Genomic DNA, 15,226 nt, shown 5'->3' on the forward strand with positions numbered 1-15,226 from the left:
ATCCAAAGGGCAAAATCGTCATCGTGTTGGATAACGCTCGCATTCATCATGCCAAGTTATTGCAGCCGTTTTTGGAAGAGATGAAAGGCCGACTCGAACTGGTTTTCCTGCCGCCTTACAGTCCGAAATTGAATCTTGTTGAAGGGTTATGGAAATGGCTGAAATCCGATGTAATTAACAATGTGTTCTATCACACGGTGGCCGAAATCCGTAACAATGTTCAGCAGTTTATGGACGAAATCATGAAATCTCGGTGGTCGATCATAGATCGGCTTTGTGTTAGGTTCTAATTCTAATGAATTCATTAGTTCAACTTATATAGTTGAAAATCCTTCATTAATTTTTCCTTATCAAGCATCAAAATTTCGCCATTTGGCAACTCATACGAGCCTCCGCCCGGATGACCTATGCTCAGTACCATATAACCATGGGACGCAAGCTCTTCGAATTGAACTGTGTTGGCTTCACAAAAGAGGGTTAATCCATGGCTGAACAGGAGAAGCGGGTGCTTGCCATCACATATGGGAGCGCTGATATATGAATTCGTTTCAATACCGCTGGTTCCCGGAAGGATACTCTCGCTGACATATTTTTTCCGTTTTCCTTCGCCGATATCTTTTGCTGGATAAAAGCATAGGCAGGGAATAACGCGTTTTTTATCGTCTTTTTCATCCAGATTGTATTCATAAGAAAAGGACGTATATCCTACTAGGAAAGGGCCACTGGGTTTTCTGAGTTTGTGTTTCTCTTTGATCTTCATGATATTCTCCTTTCAAAATAGAAGTTGTATTTACGATCATATGTTAAAAATTTCTCAATCAACATTATACCAAATAATAGTCCATTAAATAACGCAGCGCGATCAACCGTCAATTAGCAATTTACGCCCCCCGCCTCCAAACAACAAAACGGAGCCGTCCCTTTCCGGGAGTCGGCTCCGTCCGCATGTGCCCGATTATTGATAGAAATTGCTGCGGGCGAAGTTTTGATTTTGCTGCGCTTGAAAGCTCGCTTGATTAAACTGTGCGACCGTTTGCTCCAACTGGTTGCAAATTTGCGCCATTTGCTGCATTTGCTGAATCGCCGTCTGGTGGCCTTGCAGCGCCGTTTGAATCACTTGTACCGCCTGCTGCTCACGCTGGGACAAAATTTGCAGCTGCTGCGCATTTTGCTGCTCTTGCTGGAGCAGACGCTGGTAATTCGCGCTCGCTTGATCCGTTTGCTGGATCATTTGTTGAATCATGTGCTGGCATTGACTCAATTGCTGAGTAGCATTGAACATGGACGGAATTCCTCCTTGGCATGCTTTCTGGAAATAGTTGGCTTCACTTTCAGCCCACTTTAGTATGCATGCGTCTCTCCATCCTTATGCATCCCTGCATAACATTTTTTTGCCGCTCCCGCTCCGCTTACAGCGTCCATTCTTCCGACAACTGCACGTACAGCTCGATCAGAAAAGCCGTCGGCTGGCCCGCATACAACTCCCGTTCCACCTCCAGCTTGGTACCGAGCCGATCGGCCACCTGTCGGGCAAGCTCCTCGCGCTTGAACTTATCCAGCGAGGGCAGACGCTCTACGAACGTGGACAGCAGCAGCCAGTCCTCCCGCTCGATCCGCCTGCAGAACACATCGGACAGCTTGAGTTCGTATGTCGGTCGAATGCGATTCTTGGCCAGCCACTTCCGGGTCCGCTTGCGCAAGGCAAGCCGCTCGTGCTGCATATCGCGGATGACGAGCGTGCCTGCCGCCAAGTCTCCGATCCGCTTGTCCATCGGATGGAAGAACATCCACAGCATGCCAACAAAATAAAAGGAAGGCAAGAAATCGATCAGCCGGAAAAAATTGCGGATGATGGCCGACAGCAGCGTAATCGGCTGGCCGTTCTCTTGAATGACGCGCAGGCCCAGCCATTTTTTGCCGAACGTTTGCCCGCCCATATAATACTCCGTCAACACATAGTAGCCGCCGATCAATGCAAAGCCGAGCACGATCAGGAAAGCGGCGGCATATTCCCCAAGCGCTTCGTCCAAGCCGATATCCAATAGCATCAGGATCAGACCGACCAGCAGACTGACGGCCCCGAAGGCAGCCAGCAGCAGCACGTTATCTATGAGCTGAGCGGCCGTCCGGCTGCCGATGCCCGCCGTCCGGAACTGGAGCCGGACATGCTCCGGCGTCACGATTGACGCTTCCTTGATATTCACCTCGTTCATTTCCCCGCTCCTCCTTTCCATTATTGTGGTAATATTAAACTATTCGAGAGACGGAAGGAGATCGTTCGCACCTATGAACATTCAGCGCTTTATCCGCGAGCACAAGCCCGTATGGACCGAGCTTGACGGACTGCTGACCTTATTCGAGAAAAAGCGCCGCACGGTACAGGCCCCGCAGGTTGACCGGCTGACTTTCTTGTACCGAACGGCTTCCGCCCATCTGGCCTACGCGCAAACGTACTACCCCGGCGATGAGATCGGACTTTACCTCAATCAGCTCGTAGCGCGGGCGCACCATGCCCTGCATGCCGAACAGTGGAAAACGTCCCATCGGCTCGGCGACTTTTTCAAGCGCCGGTTTATCGGCTACCTCCTGGAACGTAAACGGTTCATTGCGCTGGCGTTTCTGCTGTTTATGGTCGGAGCGCTGTCCGGCTTCGCCGCCGTCTGGCAGGACCCGTTGAACCTGTACGCGCTCGTATCCCCCGAGATGGCCGACGGCATCAATCCCCAAGCGGTGGGCAAAAACCACGGCGAAGTGCAAAGCGCCGTCATGTCCACGTCCATCATGACCAACAACATCCGGGTCGCCGTTCTCGCGTTCGTGAGCGGCATCACCTTCGGGCTGCTGACGGTTTACGTGCTGTTTTACAACGGCATCCTGATCGGCGCGCTGACCGCCGTCTTCTGGCAATCCGGCAAAAGCTACGTGTTCTGGGCGTACATTTTGCCGCACGGCGTCATCGAGCTGACCGCCATCTTCATTGCCGGGGGCTCCGGCTTGTATATGGGCTACCGGATGATTAACCCCGGACCGTATACGCGAAAATATATGCTTCTGCGCTCCGTCAAACAATCGGCACTGCTGATGGTCGGCACGATTCCGTTGTTCGTCATTGCCGGGATCATCGAAGGCTACATTACGCCTTCCGGCTTGTCGCTGGAAACGAAGTACATCGTCGCGGGCGCCACACTGATTGCCCTCGCGCTATATGTCGCTTACGGCCGCTTGAACGAACGCAGGCATGCGCAGCTTGCCGCCGATGGCACCATCCCGAAGGACGAAGCCGGGACGAGGACGGCGGACCTCTTCTCCTCCCCGGCCTCTATATCGAATCGTTCGATTTAAGATCCAGATACCGGTTAACCGCCGTCCAAGCCAACTGTCCGACGGGAACGTCCACAATGTCGATCCCGCCGGCCGCCATCTCGGCGGCGACCGTTTGCCGGTCGACGGCAAACTTGTGCGCCACGCTTTTCACATAAGCCTGGCGCCTGCCCGCCGTCTCGGCCAACGCCCACCCCTGCAGCACTTCGTCCCGCAGCCCGAGCAACAAAATCCGATGCTGCCGCTTCAGCCGCATCAGCAGCGGACGCAGCCCCTCCTCGAACATATAATTGTCCATATCGGAGAACAGGACGGTCAGGCTCCGCTTCTTTTGCACGCGCAGCAAATGCTGCAAAGCCGTGCTGTAGCTGGCCTCCACGAAGTCGCTCTGCAGGTTGTAGACCGCCGCCGTCAGCGTCTGCAGATGGAGAAGTCCGCTGTCCGGCGGCACATATGCCTTCACCCGGTTCGAGAAGGCGAGCAGTCCCACCTTATCCCCTTGCTTGAGAGCTACGGCGGCAAGCGCCAGCGCCGCTTCGAGCGACACGTCCAGCTTGGTCCGGCCGTCCAGCTCGATCCCCATCATGCGTCCGCAGTCCAGCAGGATGGTGACGACCTTGCCCCGTTCGGGGCGGAATACGTTGGTCATCAGCGTGCGGGACCGCGCCGACGCTCTCCAGTTGACGAACCGCGGGTCGTCGTCGGGGACGTATTCGCGAATCGCGTGAAATTCCGAGCCGGACCGCTCCTTCCGGTAAATCCGCCTGCCTTCCAGCGTCAGCTGATTTTGCATCGAAGATAAGATGCCCCGGACCCCCGACATATCGGGGTAAATGCGGATCGTCTGCCCCAGCTCCACTCGCGCCTGCTTCTCCCACAGCCCGATTCGCCCTCTCAGCCGGAGCCATACCGAGCGAAAATGATATTCTCCCCGCTCTCGGCCCAGTGTCGTGTAGCGGACTTCCGCCGCCTTCCCTTCCCAGGCTGCCGTCAGCGAGGCTCCCGGCGAAAGGAACGTTTGCGGCAGGTCGTCGGCCACCGTCAGCTTCAAGGATACGGGCTGCGGGACTTCCGCGCGCACCGTCACCTCGAACGGGCTGCCGATATCGGCCTGTTCGGGCAGGCTGCGGCTGACGCGCAAGCTGCGCCGCCTGGGAAGCAGCGACAGATCGAGCGCGCTCAGCCCGAGCAGCGCGCCGCAGACCAGCCACTGCACGGCGGCTCCAGCCCCGTTCCCGGCGGCATAGCCCACGCCTACAAGAACCGCCCCCGCGCCTGTCAGCAGGGCCATGCGCGGCGTCGGCACGATCAGCCTCCGCTCAATCGCGTCAGCGAGGGACCGGAATCGTGGCCAGCGTTTCCTGGATGAAGTGGTCACCGGTCTCTCCCTCCAATTCAACCTGCGGCGTCAGCAGCAGACGGTGCCGCAGCGCCGGAACAGCTACGGTCTTGATATCGTCCGGTGTGACGAAGCTGCGCCCGTCCAGCAGCGCCCAAGCGCGGGCTGCCATCATGAGCGCGATCCCCGCCCGCGGGCTCGCGCCGAGCAGAAGCCGCTTGTCTTCGCGGGTTTTGCGGATGATCACGGCAATATATTCGACCAGACTATCCTGCACGACTACCTCTTGCAGCTCCGCACGAAGCTGCTTCAGACGGTCCAGCGAGAACGCGGCGTTTTCCTTCCGCTCCGCAGTGGCGAAGAAAGGAACGTGTTCTTTTAAAATCGCAAGCTCCGATTCCAAGTTCGGGTACGACACGGTCAGTTTGAATAAAAAGCGGTCTAACTGCGCTTCAGGCAGCGGATACGTGCCTTCGTACTCCACCGGATTCTGCGTCGCGACGACGAAGAACGGATCGGGCAGCCGGTACGTCGTGCCCTGAATCGTCACCTGCCGCTCCTCCATCGCTTCGAGCAAGGCGGCTTGCGTTTTCGGAGGCGTACGGTTAATCTCATCGGCCAGCAGCAGGTTCGTAAAGACCGGACCACGAATCGTCTGGAATTCGTTGTCTTTCAAATTGAAAATCACGCTGCCGGTAATGTCGCTCGGCATCATGTCCGGCGTGAACTGCACCCGACTGAACGAACCGACCGTTAATTCGGCAAGCGTGCGCACCATTTTCGTTTTCCCAAGGCCGGGAACTCCTTCGAGCAATACATGCCCCCCGGCCAAAAATGCGGTCAGCAGCAGACGAATATTGTGCCGCTGTCCGATCACGTTCTTCTCCATCTGTTCCAGCAACTGCTGCAATCGGCTCACTCCCTCTCCAGTCTACGGATCACGCCATCGGCCATCCGGCTGTCTTTCTCGAACTGCTTCGGCGAATAGCTCGCCGCTTCCTCGGCGGCCTGCCAGCTTCGCATCACCGCCGCAAGCTGCTCCAGCTCCTCCTTGCTTAAGTGCGGCTTGGCGGCCGCAAGCGCCTGCGTTACGGTCGCATCGAAGCGTACGCCCCATCGCTCGCGCATGAGGCCGCGGACGTATCTCGCTTGGTGCGCCAGCGCTTCCCGCGCCAGCCCGCGCCGCTCGTACCACCCTGCGGCCGCGAGCAGCGTCTCGTCCCCGCGCCGCACCGTCCATGCACGCGGCGTGTAAGCCGGTCCGAAGCGCACGCCCTTCATCCAGAGCCACAGCAGCGCTCCCAGGGTCAGTTGCAACAGCACGGCGAGCAGCCAGCCGGGATATACTGCAAGCAGGCCCGGTTTTTCGTAAAGCCCATGATGATACTCGTCGAACCACAGCCCCACGGTCTCCGGGCTTGTCTGTAGGTACGGCCGGATCAGCTCAAAATGCGAATGCTCCAAAATGCCGTCGTTCCTCATCCACTCCGGAACGAGCAGCAGCGTCATGCTGCCCTGCCCGATTGCGGCGCGTCCGGCAATAATGCCGCGCTCATCCTTCAGCAGCGGCTTCATGCCCGGCGCTTCCTTCAGGCGGTAAGCGGACGCAACCTTTCCGCTGAGCCCGGTACCCGACTGCCCTGTCAAGTCGGTGATCGCCACAGGGGCCGATCCGGCTTGCCCTGTCTTCGTGAAGGTAAATTCATCCAATTGTTCCGGGGCGTCATGAAACAGCACAAGCTCATTGCCCCCGCTTACCCATGTACGGATCTCTTCCCATTCCTTGGCCGCCAGCGTATACGGTTGAATGACGATCAGCTTATGACGCCCCCCGCTTGGCAGAGACCGCCAAGGCTGCTTCCATGCTTTTACGGGTGCGCCCTGCTCTTTAAGCAGCGTAAATACCGCTTTAGTCCCGTCGCGGTCTGCGGACGTCGACAGATACGGAGGAAGATCCGGCAGATCGGGCTTCACCAGAACGTATCCGAACAGCAGAAAGGCGACGATGCTGACCGCCAAAGCGATCTGCAGCTTGTTCCGCTTAAGCATAACCCGCCTCCTCCCGCCGGTACGGCGCCAACAGCTCGGTCATCCGTCCGTATTCGTGCGCTCCCGCCGTACCGCCTCCATAATAAACGAGCTCGAACAATGAAGCGGCCTGTTTGAACGACTCGACCGCCCCCGGCTGCCGCTCGTACAGCTCCTCCGCATATTCGCGGTTCGTCTTCCACCGCTCCGCCCGCACCCAATCGCGTTCGTCCATCAGCAGAAGCATCGCCAGAAACGTCCGGCGCACCGCCTCCGGATAGTTGCCCTCCGCTGCGCATTCCTCCGCTTCCCGAAGCAATGCGGCGAAGGAGCGATCCAGCTCCGCAGCGCTGCGGAATACGCTGCGCCGTCGGCTGCGGCGAAGAAGAATCAAGCTGCGCACCAGCCAGACGATGGCCGCCACAAGGATGGCAAGCAGGATGCCGAGCAGGACGTAGGCCAGCACCTTCGGAGTGCCGGGCGGAACGGACATGTCCGGGAACAGATCCATCACCTTCCGCCACATCCGCTCCAGCCACTCGATAATGGGATTCCGTCCGTCGTTTCGCAAATACGCCGTGTACTCGTCGCGTTCCAGAATACTCTCCAGCTGTTTCTTTTCCGCTTTCCAACCTTCGTTAATCATTTTTCCTCTCCGGCTCCTCCGAACGGTTGGCATCGGCAGGCTCGCGTTCCGGCGACGGCTTCGCGAGACTTCCGTTTTCCCGTCCGGCCGCATCTCCCGTTTCCACCGGTTGGCTGCCGTATGAACCGTACGACTGACCGGCGGCAAGCATCTGCTCCAGATCGGCCCCCTCGTTACGCACCCGCAAGTCGAAGTACGTCACCGCATAAGGAATCATATAGATCGGCGTGATCAGCAGCGACAGCACAATGTAAATCAACTGGCCGAGCAGAGACAATTTGAATACCGCGATCAGCAGCGCATAAGTCCCCATCGTAAAGACACCGTAAATGATCGACAGGACGAAGTAGATGCCGAATATGCGCCAAAAGTTCCCTTTGGTCAGCCTCCAGCTCCGGCCCAGTGACGAACGGCCGTCCTCCAGCGCGACGACCGGCAAATAAAAGCCGAATCGGATCGCAAAAAAGCCGATTCCCGCCGTCAGCACCACCACAAGCAGCAAATACAAGACAAACAGCAGAACAATCAGCACGATGCTGCCGCCGAACGGGTCGGAACCGATCTCGGCAATGCCGGCGCCGATGCCGATCGATACCGCGGCGACAATAATAACCCCGAACACGACAATGGTCGAGATCGCCATGTACACGCCTCCGAGGATCAATCCGAACAGCAGCGTATTTCCTACCATCGGCCAGAAACGGGAGAATGAGCTTTTCAACAGCTCCTTGAAGCCCACGGAAGCTCCTTCGGCGGCGGCGCGGACCAAGTGAAGCTGCGACGAGACCGCTGCCGGAAGCACGGCCACCACGTAAATCGGCAGCAGCAGGAACGAAAACAACAGCAGTCCTATGTTCAGTTCTTCACCCGACCCTCCAGCTTCGGCGAATCGTTCCAACGAATCGGCAATCGTTTCCCCGGATTCCGGGAGAAGCGAAACACTGCTCAAATCGAAGAGCACTACGTTTTGCAAAAGATAAAGCGGACCGAAAAACAGCAGCGTCAGCAAAAATGTCACCGTAAAATGCTTGCGGTAGATCTGAAAGCTCCTGTCCATAATCGCACCGATCCCCATCGGCCTTTCAAATGAAATCATTGTTTCTCCTCCTGCCCCACATATTCGACATCATTATACACGAACTTTCAGCGGGATAGCACCAATAAATTACAGCATGTAAAAAGCCGACCGTCTGATTCGACGGCCGGTCCGGGTGTTGCTATGGGGGCTTAAGGCTTCACGTCATACATTTTGTACAAGCCGTCCAGCATCAGGTTGGCAGCTTTGACGCCGCCCGCCGTATTCCAAATGACATCGTCCACTTTGAACACTTTATTGTTTTTGACGACCTTCAAGTTTTTCCAGAGCGGATCGTTCATCCATTCTTCTTCCTGCTTGGTTCCTTTGCCGTCCCCAGTCTCATAGGTGAAATAAATGACCCGGTCGGCGGCTTCAAGCTCCGTCAGCCGTTCTTTCGTAATGTCCTCGAACGCCTTCTCGTCGTTCTTCGCATCAGAGCGGGCAATCCCGATTTGCTTAAAGATAACGCCGGTAAACATATTGCCGTAGTAGTAACGGGTTTTGCCGCCCATGAAGCGGACAACGGCCACTTTCTCGCTCAGCTTGCTGCCGGCTTTTTGCTTGAAATCCTCAATCCGCTTGTCGAATGCGGCGATGATCTTGTCGCCCTCGGCTTTTTTGTTCAAGGCTTCGGCGTACAGCTTGAAATTTTCCTTCCATTCGCCGCGCAGCGTTTCCGAATAGACCGTTGGGGCGATGGCCTTGAGCTGGTCGTAAATTTTTTCGTGGCGCATTTTGCTGCCGATGATAAGATCCGGCTTGAGCGATGCGATCAGCTCCAAGTTCGGCTGCTGCTCGCCGCCGATTACTTTGACACCTTCCATGTCGGCCTTGATATGGTCGAACCATGGGTTGCCGGTGTACGATTGCACCGCGCCGATCGGCTTCACGCCGAGCGCGAGCAGCGCTTCCGTCCCTTCATTGGTCAAAATGACGACCTTCTGCGGGTTAGCCGGAACCTCGCTTTCGCCCATGGCATGCTTGACTTTGCGCTGACCGTCCGCTTTGGCCGGGGCGGCGGCTCCTCCGGATTGGGCATCCGGCTGCGCTGCGGGCTTCTGGCCGCAGGCCGTCAGCCAGACAGACAATAATAAGACGACGGCAAGCAGCGCCGCCGATTTCAGACGAAACGACCGGTTAAGGGAAAACATGTGCGACCTCCTGATCTCTGGTTGTTCTCGGTGTCTTCGTTACATTAGTGAATGCCGCAAATGATTGATAATCATTATCATTTACTTGGTTAATATTACTGAGCATTGCCTTGCTTGTCAACTATTTTTATGATAATGCTTCTCTGATTCATTGACACTTGATAATGGTTCTCATACAATAAAATAAAGCGTTCATACTACAGGTTAAGACAGGAAGCAGGCTATCTTTTTATGCGCAATCCACTTCATCGTCGCTCTTCCAAAATCATCGGCCTGATCGCAGCTCTCGTACTGCTCGCTCTGGCTATGGCGGCCAGCGTCATGTTCGGCCTTAACTATTATTCTTGGGACCGCGTTATCGCGTCCTATATGCAGTTTGACGGCTCCAACGATCATATTATTATCCAGACGGCGCGTGTGCCCCGGGCGCTTATCGCCGCTGCGGTCGGCGCAAGCCTCGCCGTAGCCGGCGCGCTGATGCAAGCCATTACCCGCAATCCGCTCGCATCGCCGAGTATTTTCGGCGTCAATGCAGGAGCGGCGTTTGCCATTGTATTTTCCGTTACCCTGTTCGACGTCTCGGGCATGATCCAATATACCTGGATCGCGTTCCTGGGGGCAGCCGTCAGCGCCGGGGGCGTATACTTTCTCGGTTCGATCGGGCGCGACGGCCTGACCCCGATCAAGATTACGCTCGCCGGCTCGGCCGTCACCGCCTTCTTCGCGTCGCTGACCCAAGGCATCTTGCTCGGCAGCGGCAAAGCGTTCGATCAAGTGCTGTTCTGGCTCGTCGGCTCGGTGGCCGGACGGACGTTGGAGATGCTTAGCGCGGTTCTGCCTTATATGCTCGCGGCCTTAGTAGGAGCCCTGCTTCTCTCGCCGCAAATCAACGTGCTGGCGATGGGCGAGGACGTCGCCAAAGGACTCGGCCAACGCACCCTGCTTGTCAAAGCCGCAGCGGCCGTCGTCATCGTACTGCTGGCCGGCGGCGCCGTATCGGTAGCGGGGCCCGTCATATTCGTCGGCATCATCGTGCCGCATATCGTCCGCTATCTGGTAGGGATCGACCACCGCTGGCTGCTTCCTTACTGCGCCGTGCTTGGCGCGCTGCTGCTGGTTAGCGCCGACGTTGGGGCCCGCTTCATCGCCATGCCGAAGGAAGTTCCCGTCGGCGTCACGACGGCCCTGATCGGCGTCCCCTTCTTCGTGTATATCGCGCGCAAAGGAGGGCAGCTGTCATGAGCCGACAATCCAGCCGTTACTTTGCCGTCCGCGGAAAAGCTTTCTCGTATCTTGTCAGCAAAAGAGCGCTGGCCGTGACGTTATTGCTGCTCTTTGTCACGATTGCCGTCATGATTCTCAGCACCGGCATCGGCAGCGTTTATATCCCGCCGGGCGAAGTCGTCCGTTCGGTCTTCGGCTTCGGAGCCGATTCCAGCGAGATGATCGTCCGCTCGCTTCGACTGCCGCGCATTCTGATAGCCGTGCTCGTCGGAGCGTCACTTGCGGTAGCCGGGGCCATTCTGCAAGGCGTCGTGCGCAACTCGCTGGCTTCGCCCGACACGGTCGGCATGACCGGCGGCGGAACGCTCGGAGCCGTCTCGTTCTTTTTCTTTTTCTCGGACAAAATTACGATTCATCTGCTGCCGGTATTCGCTATCGCCGGCGCCTTCATCGCCACGTTCGTCGTCTATGCCCTTTCGTGGAAAGGAGACGGCGTTACCCCGCTTCGACTCGTGCTGATCGGCATCGGCTTCGCGGCGGCGATGAGCTCGATCTCGTATATGATGCTAATCTCCGGTCCCGTCGTTCTGGCGAATCAATTGCTCACGTTCATGACCGGAAGCATTTACGGCGTTTCTTGGGAGAAATCCGTCACGCCGTTGCTGCCTTGGTTTATCGTGCTGCTGCCGCTGATAATCGTCTATTCGCGGCATATCAACATCCAGGAGCTCGGCGAAGAAGTCGCCCGCAGCGTAGGCAGCGCCGTCCAGCGTCAGCGGTTCCTGCTGCTGCTGCTCAGCGTCGCCTTGGGCGGAGCCGCCGTAGCATTCGGCGGAGCGATCGGCTTCATCGGCTTGATGGCGCCGCATATGGCCCGCAAGCTCGTCGGCCCGGCCTTCGGCGCGCTGGTGCCGGTATCCGCGCTCATCGGAGCGATCGTGCTGCTGCTGTCCGACCTCGCCGGCCGGACGCTATTTGCGCCGCTCGATATTCCTGCCGGCGTATTCACCGCCTGCATCGGCGCGCCGTTCTTTGTCTATTTGCTGTACCGCAGCCGCAACCGTTAATTACGTTATCAACCTGTCGATATCGATGCAAAGCCTTGACACGGACACCATGTAAAACAGAGAAGCCCGGCCTATGCCAAGCGGAGCGGCGGAATCGACCGAGGAGCGCAAACGGTCGACACCGTTCCGTCTGCGCCATATCTGCTTATCACCGGGCTTCGAGACCGAAGGAGAAGATGTTATGATTGCCATCCAATCGAAAGACCTGTGCCTCTGTTACGGGGATACGTGCATTTTTCAAGAGCTGAACATCAAAATCCCGAAAGGAAAAATAACAGTGTTTATCGGCGGCAACGGCTGCGGCAAATCGACGCTGCTCCGCTCTCTCGCCCGGCTGCTCAAACCGCAGAGCGGACAAGTAGTGCTCGACGGCAGCAACATCGCGACGATGTCCACCAAGGAAGTCGCCAGACGCATGGCGATTCTTCCGCAAGGCCCTGCGGCTCCGGAAGGCTTGACGGTGCTGCAGCTTGTCAAGCAGGGCCGCTACCCGTATCAAAGCTGGCTCCAGCAGTGGTCCAAGGAAGACGAAGCTATGGTGCAGCACGCGCTTGAGCTGACGCACATGAAGCCGCTCGCCGAGCGTACGGTCGATTCCTTGTCCGGCGGCCAGCGGCAGCGGGCCTGGATCGCCATGACGCTGGCTCAAGGCACGCCGACGATTCTGCTTGACGAACCGACGACGTACCTCGATCTGGCGCATCAAATCGAAGTGCTCGATCTGCTGTACGAGCTGAACGAAAGCGAGCAGCGCACCATCGTCATGGTACTTCATGACATTAACCTTGCCTGCCGCTATGCGCATAACGTCGTAGCCATTAAAGACCGTAAAGTATGGGCCGAAGGCCGCCCGCAGGATATCGTCACCGAAGACTTGATCCGCAGCGTGTTCGATCTGGAATCGCGAATCGTCGAGGACCCGCTGTTCGGCACGCCGATGGTCGTTCCTTTCGGCAGAGGCAAACAGCCTCTGGCGGCCCAAGCGGCAGCTCCCAAGCTGGCGGTGGCCGGAAAATAATACGAATACCGAAGAAAGCGCCTCTCCTGCAAAAGGAGTCAGGCGCTTTATTTTTCTGCGGTTAGGGAACACTAATTCGAAAATGGACTGGGAGGAATATCCTTGCGCGCTTTTTCCTATTATGTGCATAACTATTGGCTGTCGGGTATTTTGGTGGTCGGAGCGATATGGGCTGTTTTTTACGTTTATCGCAATTGGGACAAAATCATGATTAAAGGAAGCGGACGCAAGTAGGCAAGGCTTCGCTGCACACAAAAAAACGAGGCAAAGGAATCACTTCCTTTACCCCGGTTCGTGTTTACACGAGCGCTTTCTTCGCAATGTCCGTACGATTGTGCTTGCCTTGGAAACGGATGCGTTCGGCATCCGCGTAAGCTTTGGCGCGGGCCTCGGCAATATCGCGGCCAAGCGCAGTGACGCCAAGCACGCGGCCGCCGTTAGTTACAACTCCGCCATCCTTGATGGCCGTTCCGGCGTGGAATACGATCGAATCTTGCACGTCCTCCAAGCCTTCGATCGGAAGTCCTTTCGGATACGAGGCTGGATAGCCTTCGGACGCCAAAATGACGCAAACGGCCGCTTCCTCGCTCCACTCGATCTCCATCTGATCCAGCCTACCGTTGACCGCAGCGAGGAAAATATCTAGCAAATCGGTTTTCAGCCGCGGCAGCACGACCTGCGTCTCGGGGTCGCCGAAGCGGGCGTTGAACTCGATCGTCTTCGGCCCGTTTGGCGTCAGCATCAGGCCTGCGAACAGTACTCCGCGGAACGGCCGCCCTTCGGCGACCATCGCTTTGGCCGTGGGCTTAATAATCGTCTCGATCGACTCGTCGATCATGGCTTGCGGGATGTGCGGCAATGGGCTGTAAGTACCCATACCGCCGGTATTCGGCCCTTTGTCGTTATCGTAGACAGCCTTATGGTCCTGTGCAGGAACCATCGGGCATACCGTTTCGCCGTCGACGAACGAGAGAATCGACATTTCCTGGCCGGTGAGGAATTCCTCGATAACAACCCGGTCGCCGGATTCGCCGAACACTTTGGCAACCATAATGTCGTGCAGCGCTTTTTCCGCTTCGTCCAGCGTCTGCGCCACAACGACCCCTTTGCCTGCCGCGAGGCCGTCCGCTTTAATTACGATCGGCGCTTGCTGCTGGCGCAGATAAGCAACTGCGTCCTCGTACTGCTCGAACGATTCGTAAGCGGCCGTCGGGATGTTGTATTTTCTCAGCAATTGCTTGGTGAATACTTTGCTGCCTTCGATAATCGCCGCATTTTGACGGGGTCCGAATACGGTCAGACCTTTCGCTTCCAAGTGATCGACGATGCCTTCGGATAGCGGATCGTCCGGACCGATGACGACCAGATCGATCGTATGGTCGATCGCAACCTGCGCAATTTCCTCAAATTGATTCACTTGAATCGGGACGCATTCGGCTACCGACGCAATGCCGCCGTTCCCCGGTGCACAGTACAGCTCCGTGACTTTGGGGCTTTTCTTCAGCGCCCAGCATATCGCATGCTCGCGGCCGCCGCCGCCTACAACCAGTATCCGCACGTTCAGGCTCCTCCTATTCTTTGTTCACGATCAGCAGTTCGGTTTCTCCGCTTCCGATCCGTACCGTTTTGACGAGCAGCGAGATGCGGTTCTCGTCGTTCAGCGCCTGCCAGTAGGCATCCGCAATCTGCCGGATGTCGTCGCTGGCAATCGGTACAAGCGCAGGTTCGCCTTGGAACGAAGGCAGCGGATTCCCGTCGCCTGCATACGTATGGATACAGTGACCGTAGCCCGGCAGCGCTTTCTCGTACGTATACGCATGACGAAGGGTTTGATCCTCCGTATTGCCGTTCGATTTTAGGATCGACAGCTTATAGGCAAATTGCCCGTCGTTTACATCGATCAAACCACTGATTCGCGGCGTAAAATTGGGCGCATCCGGCTCGTACGTCCGGGTGGCCAGAGCGGCTTCGAACGTGCCGCCGGAAAGCAGCGCCTCGTGAATCGTGTCCGTCTGATCGCCGTTCGTGACGATATGCGCGCCGTTCGCGTGCTTCACCGGGTAGTAGATGATGAGCGACGGATCGGTGAGCTTCGCCGGGTCTTTCGCTTCGGTGCGGACAAATCCGTTGTCTTCCTGAATAAATACACGGTTGCGACTGTTCTCGCTGCGCCCCATGATCCAGTACACCTGCACGAGTCGGGTGCCGTCCGGCGTCTGGCCGATCACGATGCCACGGCCCGGGTACGCATTTTGCCGCAAACTTTGATAATATTGCTCCGCTTGCGCGGCTCTATTCGTCGACACTTGGAATATTCCTCCTCAGGGCATTGCTACGCAATGCCTGCATCGTAA

The 15,226-nt window shown here is 57.1% G+C and carries 17 protein-coding genes; 6 read left to right on the forward strand and 11 right to left on the reverse strand.

What is annotated here, in order from left to right; genetic code table 11:
- On the forward strand, positions 1 to 290 hold a 290-nt coding region (locus BLO51_RS22700; protein WP_174551302.1), incomplete at its 5' end, for a transposase.
- Between the two features lie 14 nt (positions 291 to 304).
- Here BLO51_RS22700 and BLO51_RS22705 read toward each other — a convergent pair.
- From BLO51_RS22705 to BLO51_RS22715, 3 genes are all read right to left on the reverse strand, one after another.
- Positions 305 to 760, reverse strand: coding sequence for an alpha/beta hydrolase (locus BLO51_RS22705; protein ID WP_090675469.1), 456 nt, complete (start codon positions 758 to 760; stop codon positions 305 to 307).
- A 195-nt stretch (positions 761 to 955) separates the two neighbouring features.
- Positions 956 to 1,282 (reverse strand): hypothetical protein, encoded by a 327-nt coding sequence (locus BLO51_RS22710; RefSeq protein WP_090675471.1) that lies wholly within the window; start codon positions 1,280 to 1,282, stop codon positions 956 to 958.
- A 127-nt stretch (positions 1,283 to 1,409) separates the two neighbouring features.
- Positions 1,410 to 2,213, reverse strand: a complete 804-nt coding sequence (locus BLO51_RS22715) for an RDD family protein (RefSeq protein WP_090675472.1) — start codon at positions 2,211 to 2,213, stop codon at positions 1,410 to 1,412.
- A gap of 73 nt (positions 2,214 to 2,286) precedes the next feature.
- On the opposite strand from BLO51_RS22715, the gene BLO51_RS22720 reads away from it, so the two are divergent.
- Positions 2,287 to 3,342 (forward strand): stage II sporulation protein M, encoded by a 1,056-nt coding sequence (locus BLO51_RS22720; RefSeq protein ID WP_090675474.1) that lies wholly within the window; start codon positions 2,287 to 2,289, stop codon positions 3,340 to 3,342.
- Here the strand turns inward: BLO51_RS22720 and BLO51_RS22725 are convergent.
- The 6 genes from BLO51_RS22725 to BLO51_RS22750 form a co-directional block, all read right to left on the reverse strand.
- Positions 3,320 to 4,699 carry a DUF58 domain-containing protein gene (locus tag BLO51_RS22725; protein WP_245719782.1) on the reverse strand — a complete coding sequence of 460 codons (1,380 nt, stop codon included), beginning with the start codon at positions 4,697 to 4,699 and terminating at the stop codon, positions 3,320 to 3,322. The two genes, BLO51_RS22720 and BLO51_RS22725, sit on opposite strands and share 23 nt — an antisense overlap.
- Complete coding sequence (locus tag BLO51_RS22730) at positions 4,650 to 5,570, reverse strand: AAA family ATPase (RefSeq protein ID WP_090675477.1); 921 nt, start codon at positions 5,568 to 5,570, stop codon at positions 4,650 to 4,652. The genes BLO51_RS22725 and BLO51_RS22730 overlap by 50 nt, the downstream gene beginning before the upstream one ends.
- 5 nt (positions 5,571 to 5,575) lie before the next feature.
- Positions 5,576 to 6,709: a DUF4350 domain-containing protein gene (locus BLO51_RS22735; RefSeq protein ID WP_090675479.1), complete on the reverse strand. Its 1,134-nt coding sequence runs from the start codon at positions 6,707 to 6,709 to the stop codon at positions 5,576 to 5,578.
- Positions 6,702 to 7,334 (reverse strand): DUF4129 domain-containing protein, encoded by a 633-nt coding sequence (locus tag BLO51_RS22740; protein ID WP_167670289.1) that lies wholly within the window; start codon positions 7,332 to 7,334, stop codon positions 6,702 to 6,704. The genes BLO51_RS22735 and BLO51_RS22740 overlap by 8 nt, the downstream gene beginning before the upstream one ends.
- Complete coding sequence (locus BLO51_RS29395; RefSeq protein ID WP_090675482.1) at positions 7,327 to 8,430, reverse strand: DUF7847 domain-containing protein; 1,104 nt, start codon at positions 8,428 to 8,430, stop codon at positions 7,327 to 7,329. The genes BLO51_RS22740 and BLO51_RS29395 overlap by 8 nt, the downstream gene beginning before the upstream one ends.
- A gap of 131 nt (positions 8,431 to 8,561) precedes the next feature.
- Positions 8,562 to 9,563, reverse strand: a complete 1,002-nt coding sequence (locus BLO51_RS22750; protein WP_090675483.1) for an ABC transporter substrate-binding protein — start codon at positions 9,561 to 9,563, stop codon at positions 8,562 to 8,564.
- Positions 9,564 to 9,794: 231 nt separating this feature from the next.
- On the opposite strand from BLO51_RS22750, the gene BLO51_RS22755 reads away from it, so the two are divergent.
- The 4 genes from BLO51_RS22755 to BLO51_RS30900 all read left to right on the forward strand — a co-directional run bounded on the left by BLO51_RS22755 (position 9,795) and on the right by BLO51_RS30900 (position 13,106).
- Positions 9,795 to 10,805 carry a FecCD family ABC transporter permease gene (locus BLO51_RS22755; protein WP_090675485.1) on the forward strand — a complete coding sequence of 337 codons (1,011 nt, stop codon included), beginning with the start codon at positions 9,795 to 9,797 and terminating at the stop codon, positions 10,803 to 10,805.
- The gene (locus BLO51_RS22760) at positions 10,802 to 11,854 is read left to right on the forward strand and encodes a FecCD family ABC transporter permease (protein ID WP_090675486.1); all 1,053 of its coding nucleotides are present in this window, start codon (positions 10,802 to 10,804) and stop codon (positions 11,852 to 11,854) included. The genes BLO51_RS22755 and BLO51_RS22760 overlap by 4 nt, the downstream gene beginning before the upstream one ends.
- A 181-nt stretch (positions 11,855 to 12,035) precedes the next feature.
- A complete protein-coding gene (locus tag BLO51_RS22765; protein WP_090675552.1) occupies positions 12,036 to 12,872 on the forward strand; it encodes an ABC transporter ATP-binding protein in 837 nt (278 codons plus the stop codon).
- A 102-nt stretch (positions 12,873 to 12,974) separates the two neighbouring features.
- A complete protein-coding gene (locus BLO51_RS30900; RefSeq protein ID WP_281180415.1) occupies positions 12,975 to 13,106 on the forward strand; it encodes a hypothetical protein in 132 nt (43 codons plus the stop codon).
- Positions 13,107 to 13,170: 64 nt separating this feature from the next.
- Here BLO51_RS30900 and purD read toward each other — a convergent pair whose 3' ends face one another.
- The gene (gene purD, locus BLO51_RS22770; RefSeq protein ID WP_090675488.1) at positions 13,171 to 14,430 is read right to left on the reverse strand and encodes a phosphoribosylamine--glycine ligase; all 1,260 of its coding nucleotides are present in this window, start codon (positions 14,428 to 14,430) and stop codon (positions 13,171 to 13,173) included.
- A 13-nt stretch (positions 14,431 to 14,443) separates the two neighbouring features.
- Complete coding sequence (locus tag BLO51_RS22775) at positions 14,444 to 15,178, reverse strand: IMP cyclohydrolase (protein WP_090675490.1); 735 nt, start codon at positions 15,176 to 15,178, stop codon at positions 14,444 to 14,446.
- Positions 15,179 to 15,226 lie beyond the last annotated feature (48 nt).

The sequence above is a fragment of the Paenibacillus tianmuensis genome, assembly GCF_900100345.1.
GTDB lineage: Bacteria > Bacillota > Bacilli > Paenibacillales > NBRC-103111 > Paenibacillus_G > Paenibacillus_G tianmuensis.

Coding starts and splice junctions, on each gene's coding strand:
- BLO51_RS22705 (WP_090675469.1), bottom strand. CDS start 760: ATGAAGATCAAAGAGAAACACAAACTCAGAAAACCCAGTGGCCCTTTC.
- BLO51_RS22710 (WP_090675471.1), bottom strand. CDS start 1,282: ATGTTCAATGCTACTCAGCAATTGAGTCAATGCCAGCACATGATTCAA.
- BLO51_RS22715 (WP_090675472.1), bottom strand. CDS start 2,213: ATGAACGAGGTGAATATCAAGGAAGCGTCAATCGTGACGCCGGAGCAT.
- BLO51_RS22720 (WP_090675474.1), top strand. CDS start 2,287: ATGAACATTCAGCGCTTTATCCGCGAGCACAAGCCCGTATGGACCGAG.
- BLO51_RS22735 (WP_090675479.1), bottom strand. CDS start 6,709: ATGCTTAAGCGGAACAAGCTGCAGATCGCTTTGGCGGTCAGCATCGTC.
- BLO51_RS22740 (WP_167670289.1), bottom strand. CDS start 7,334: ATGATTAACGAAGGTTGGAAAGCGGAAAAGAAACAGCTGGAGAGTATT.
- BLO51_RS29395 (WP_090675482.1), bottom strand. CDS start 8,430: ATGATTTCATTTGAAAGGCCGATGGGGATCGGTGCGATTATGGACAGG.
- BLO51_RS22750 (WP_090675483.1), bottom strand. CDS start 9,563: ATGTTTTCCCTTAACCGGTCGTTTCGTCTGAAATCGGCGGCGCTGCTT.
- BLO51_RS22755 (WP_090675485.1), top strand. CDS start 9,795: ATGCGCAATCCACTTCATCGTCGCTCTTCCAAAATCATCGGCCTGATC.
- BLO51_RS22760 (WP_090675486.1), top strand. CDS start 10,802: ATGAGCCGACAATCCAGCCGTTACTTTGCCGTCCGCGGAAAAGCTTTC.
- BLO51_RS22765 (WP_090675552.1), top strand. CDS start 12,036: ATGATTGCCATCCAATCGAAAGACCTGTGCCTCTGTTACGGGGATACG.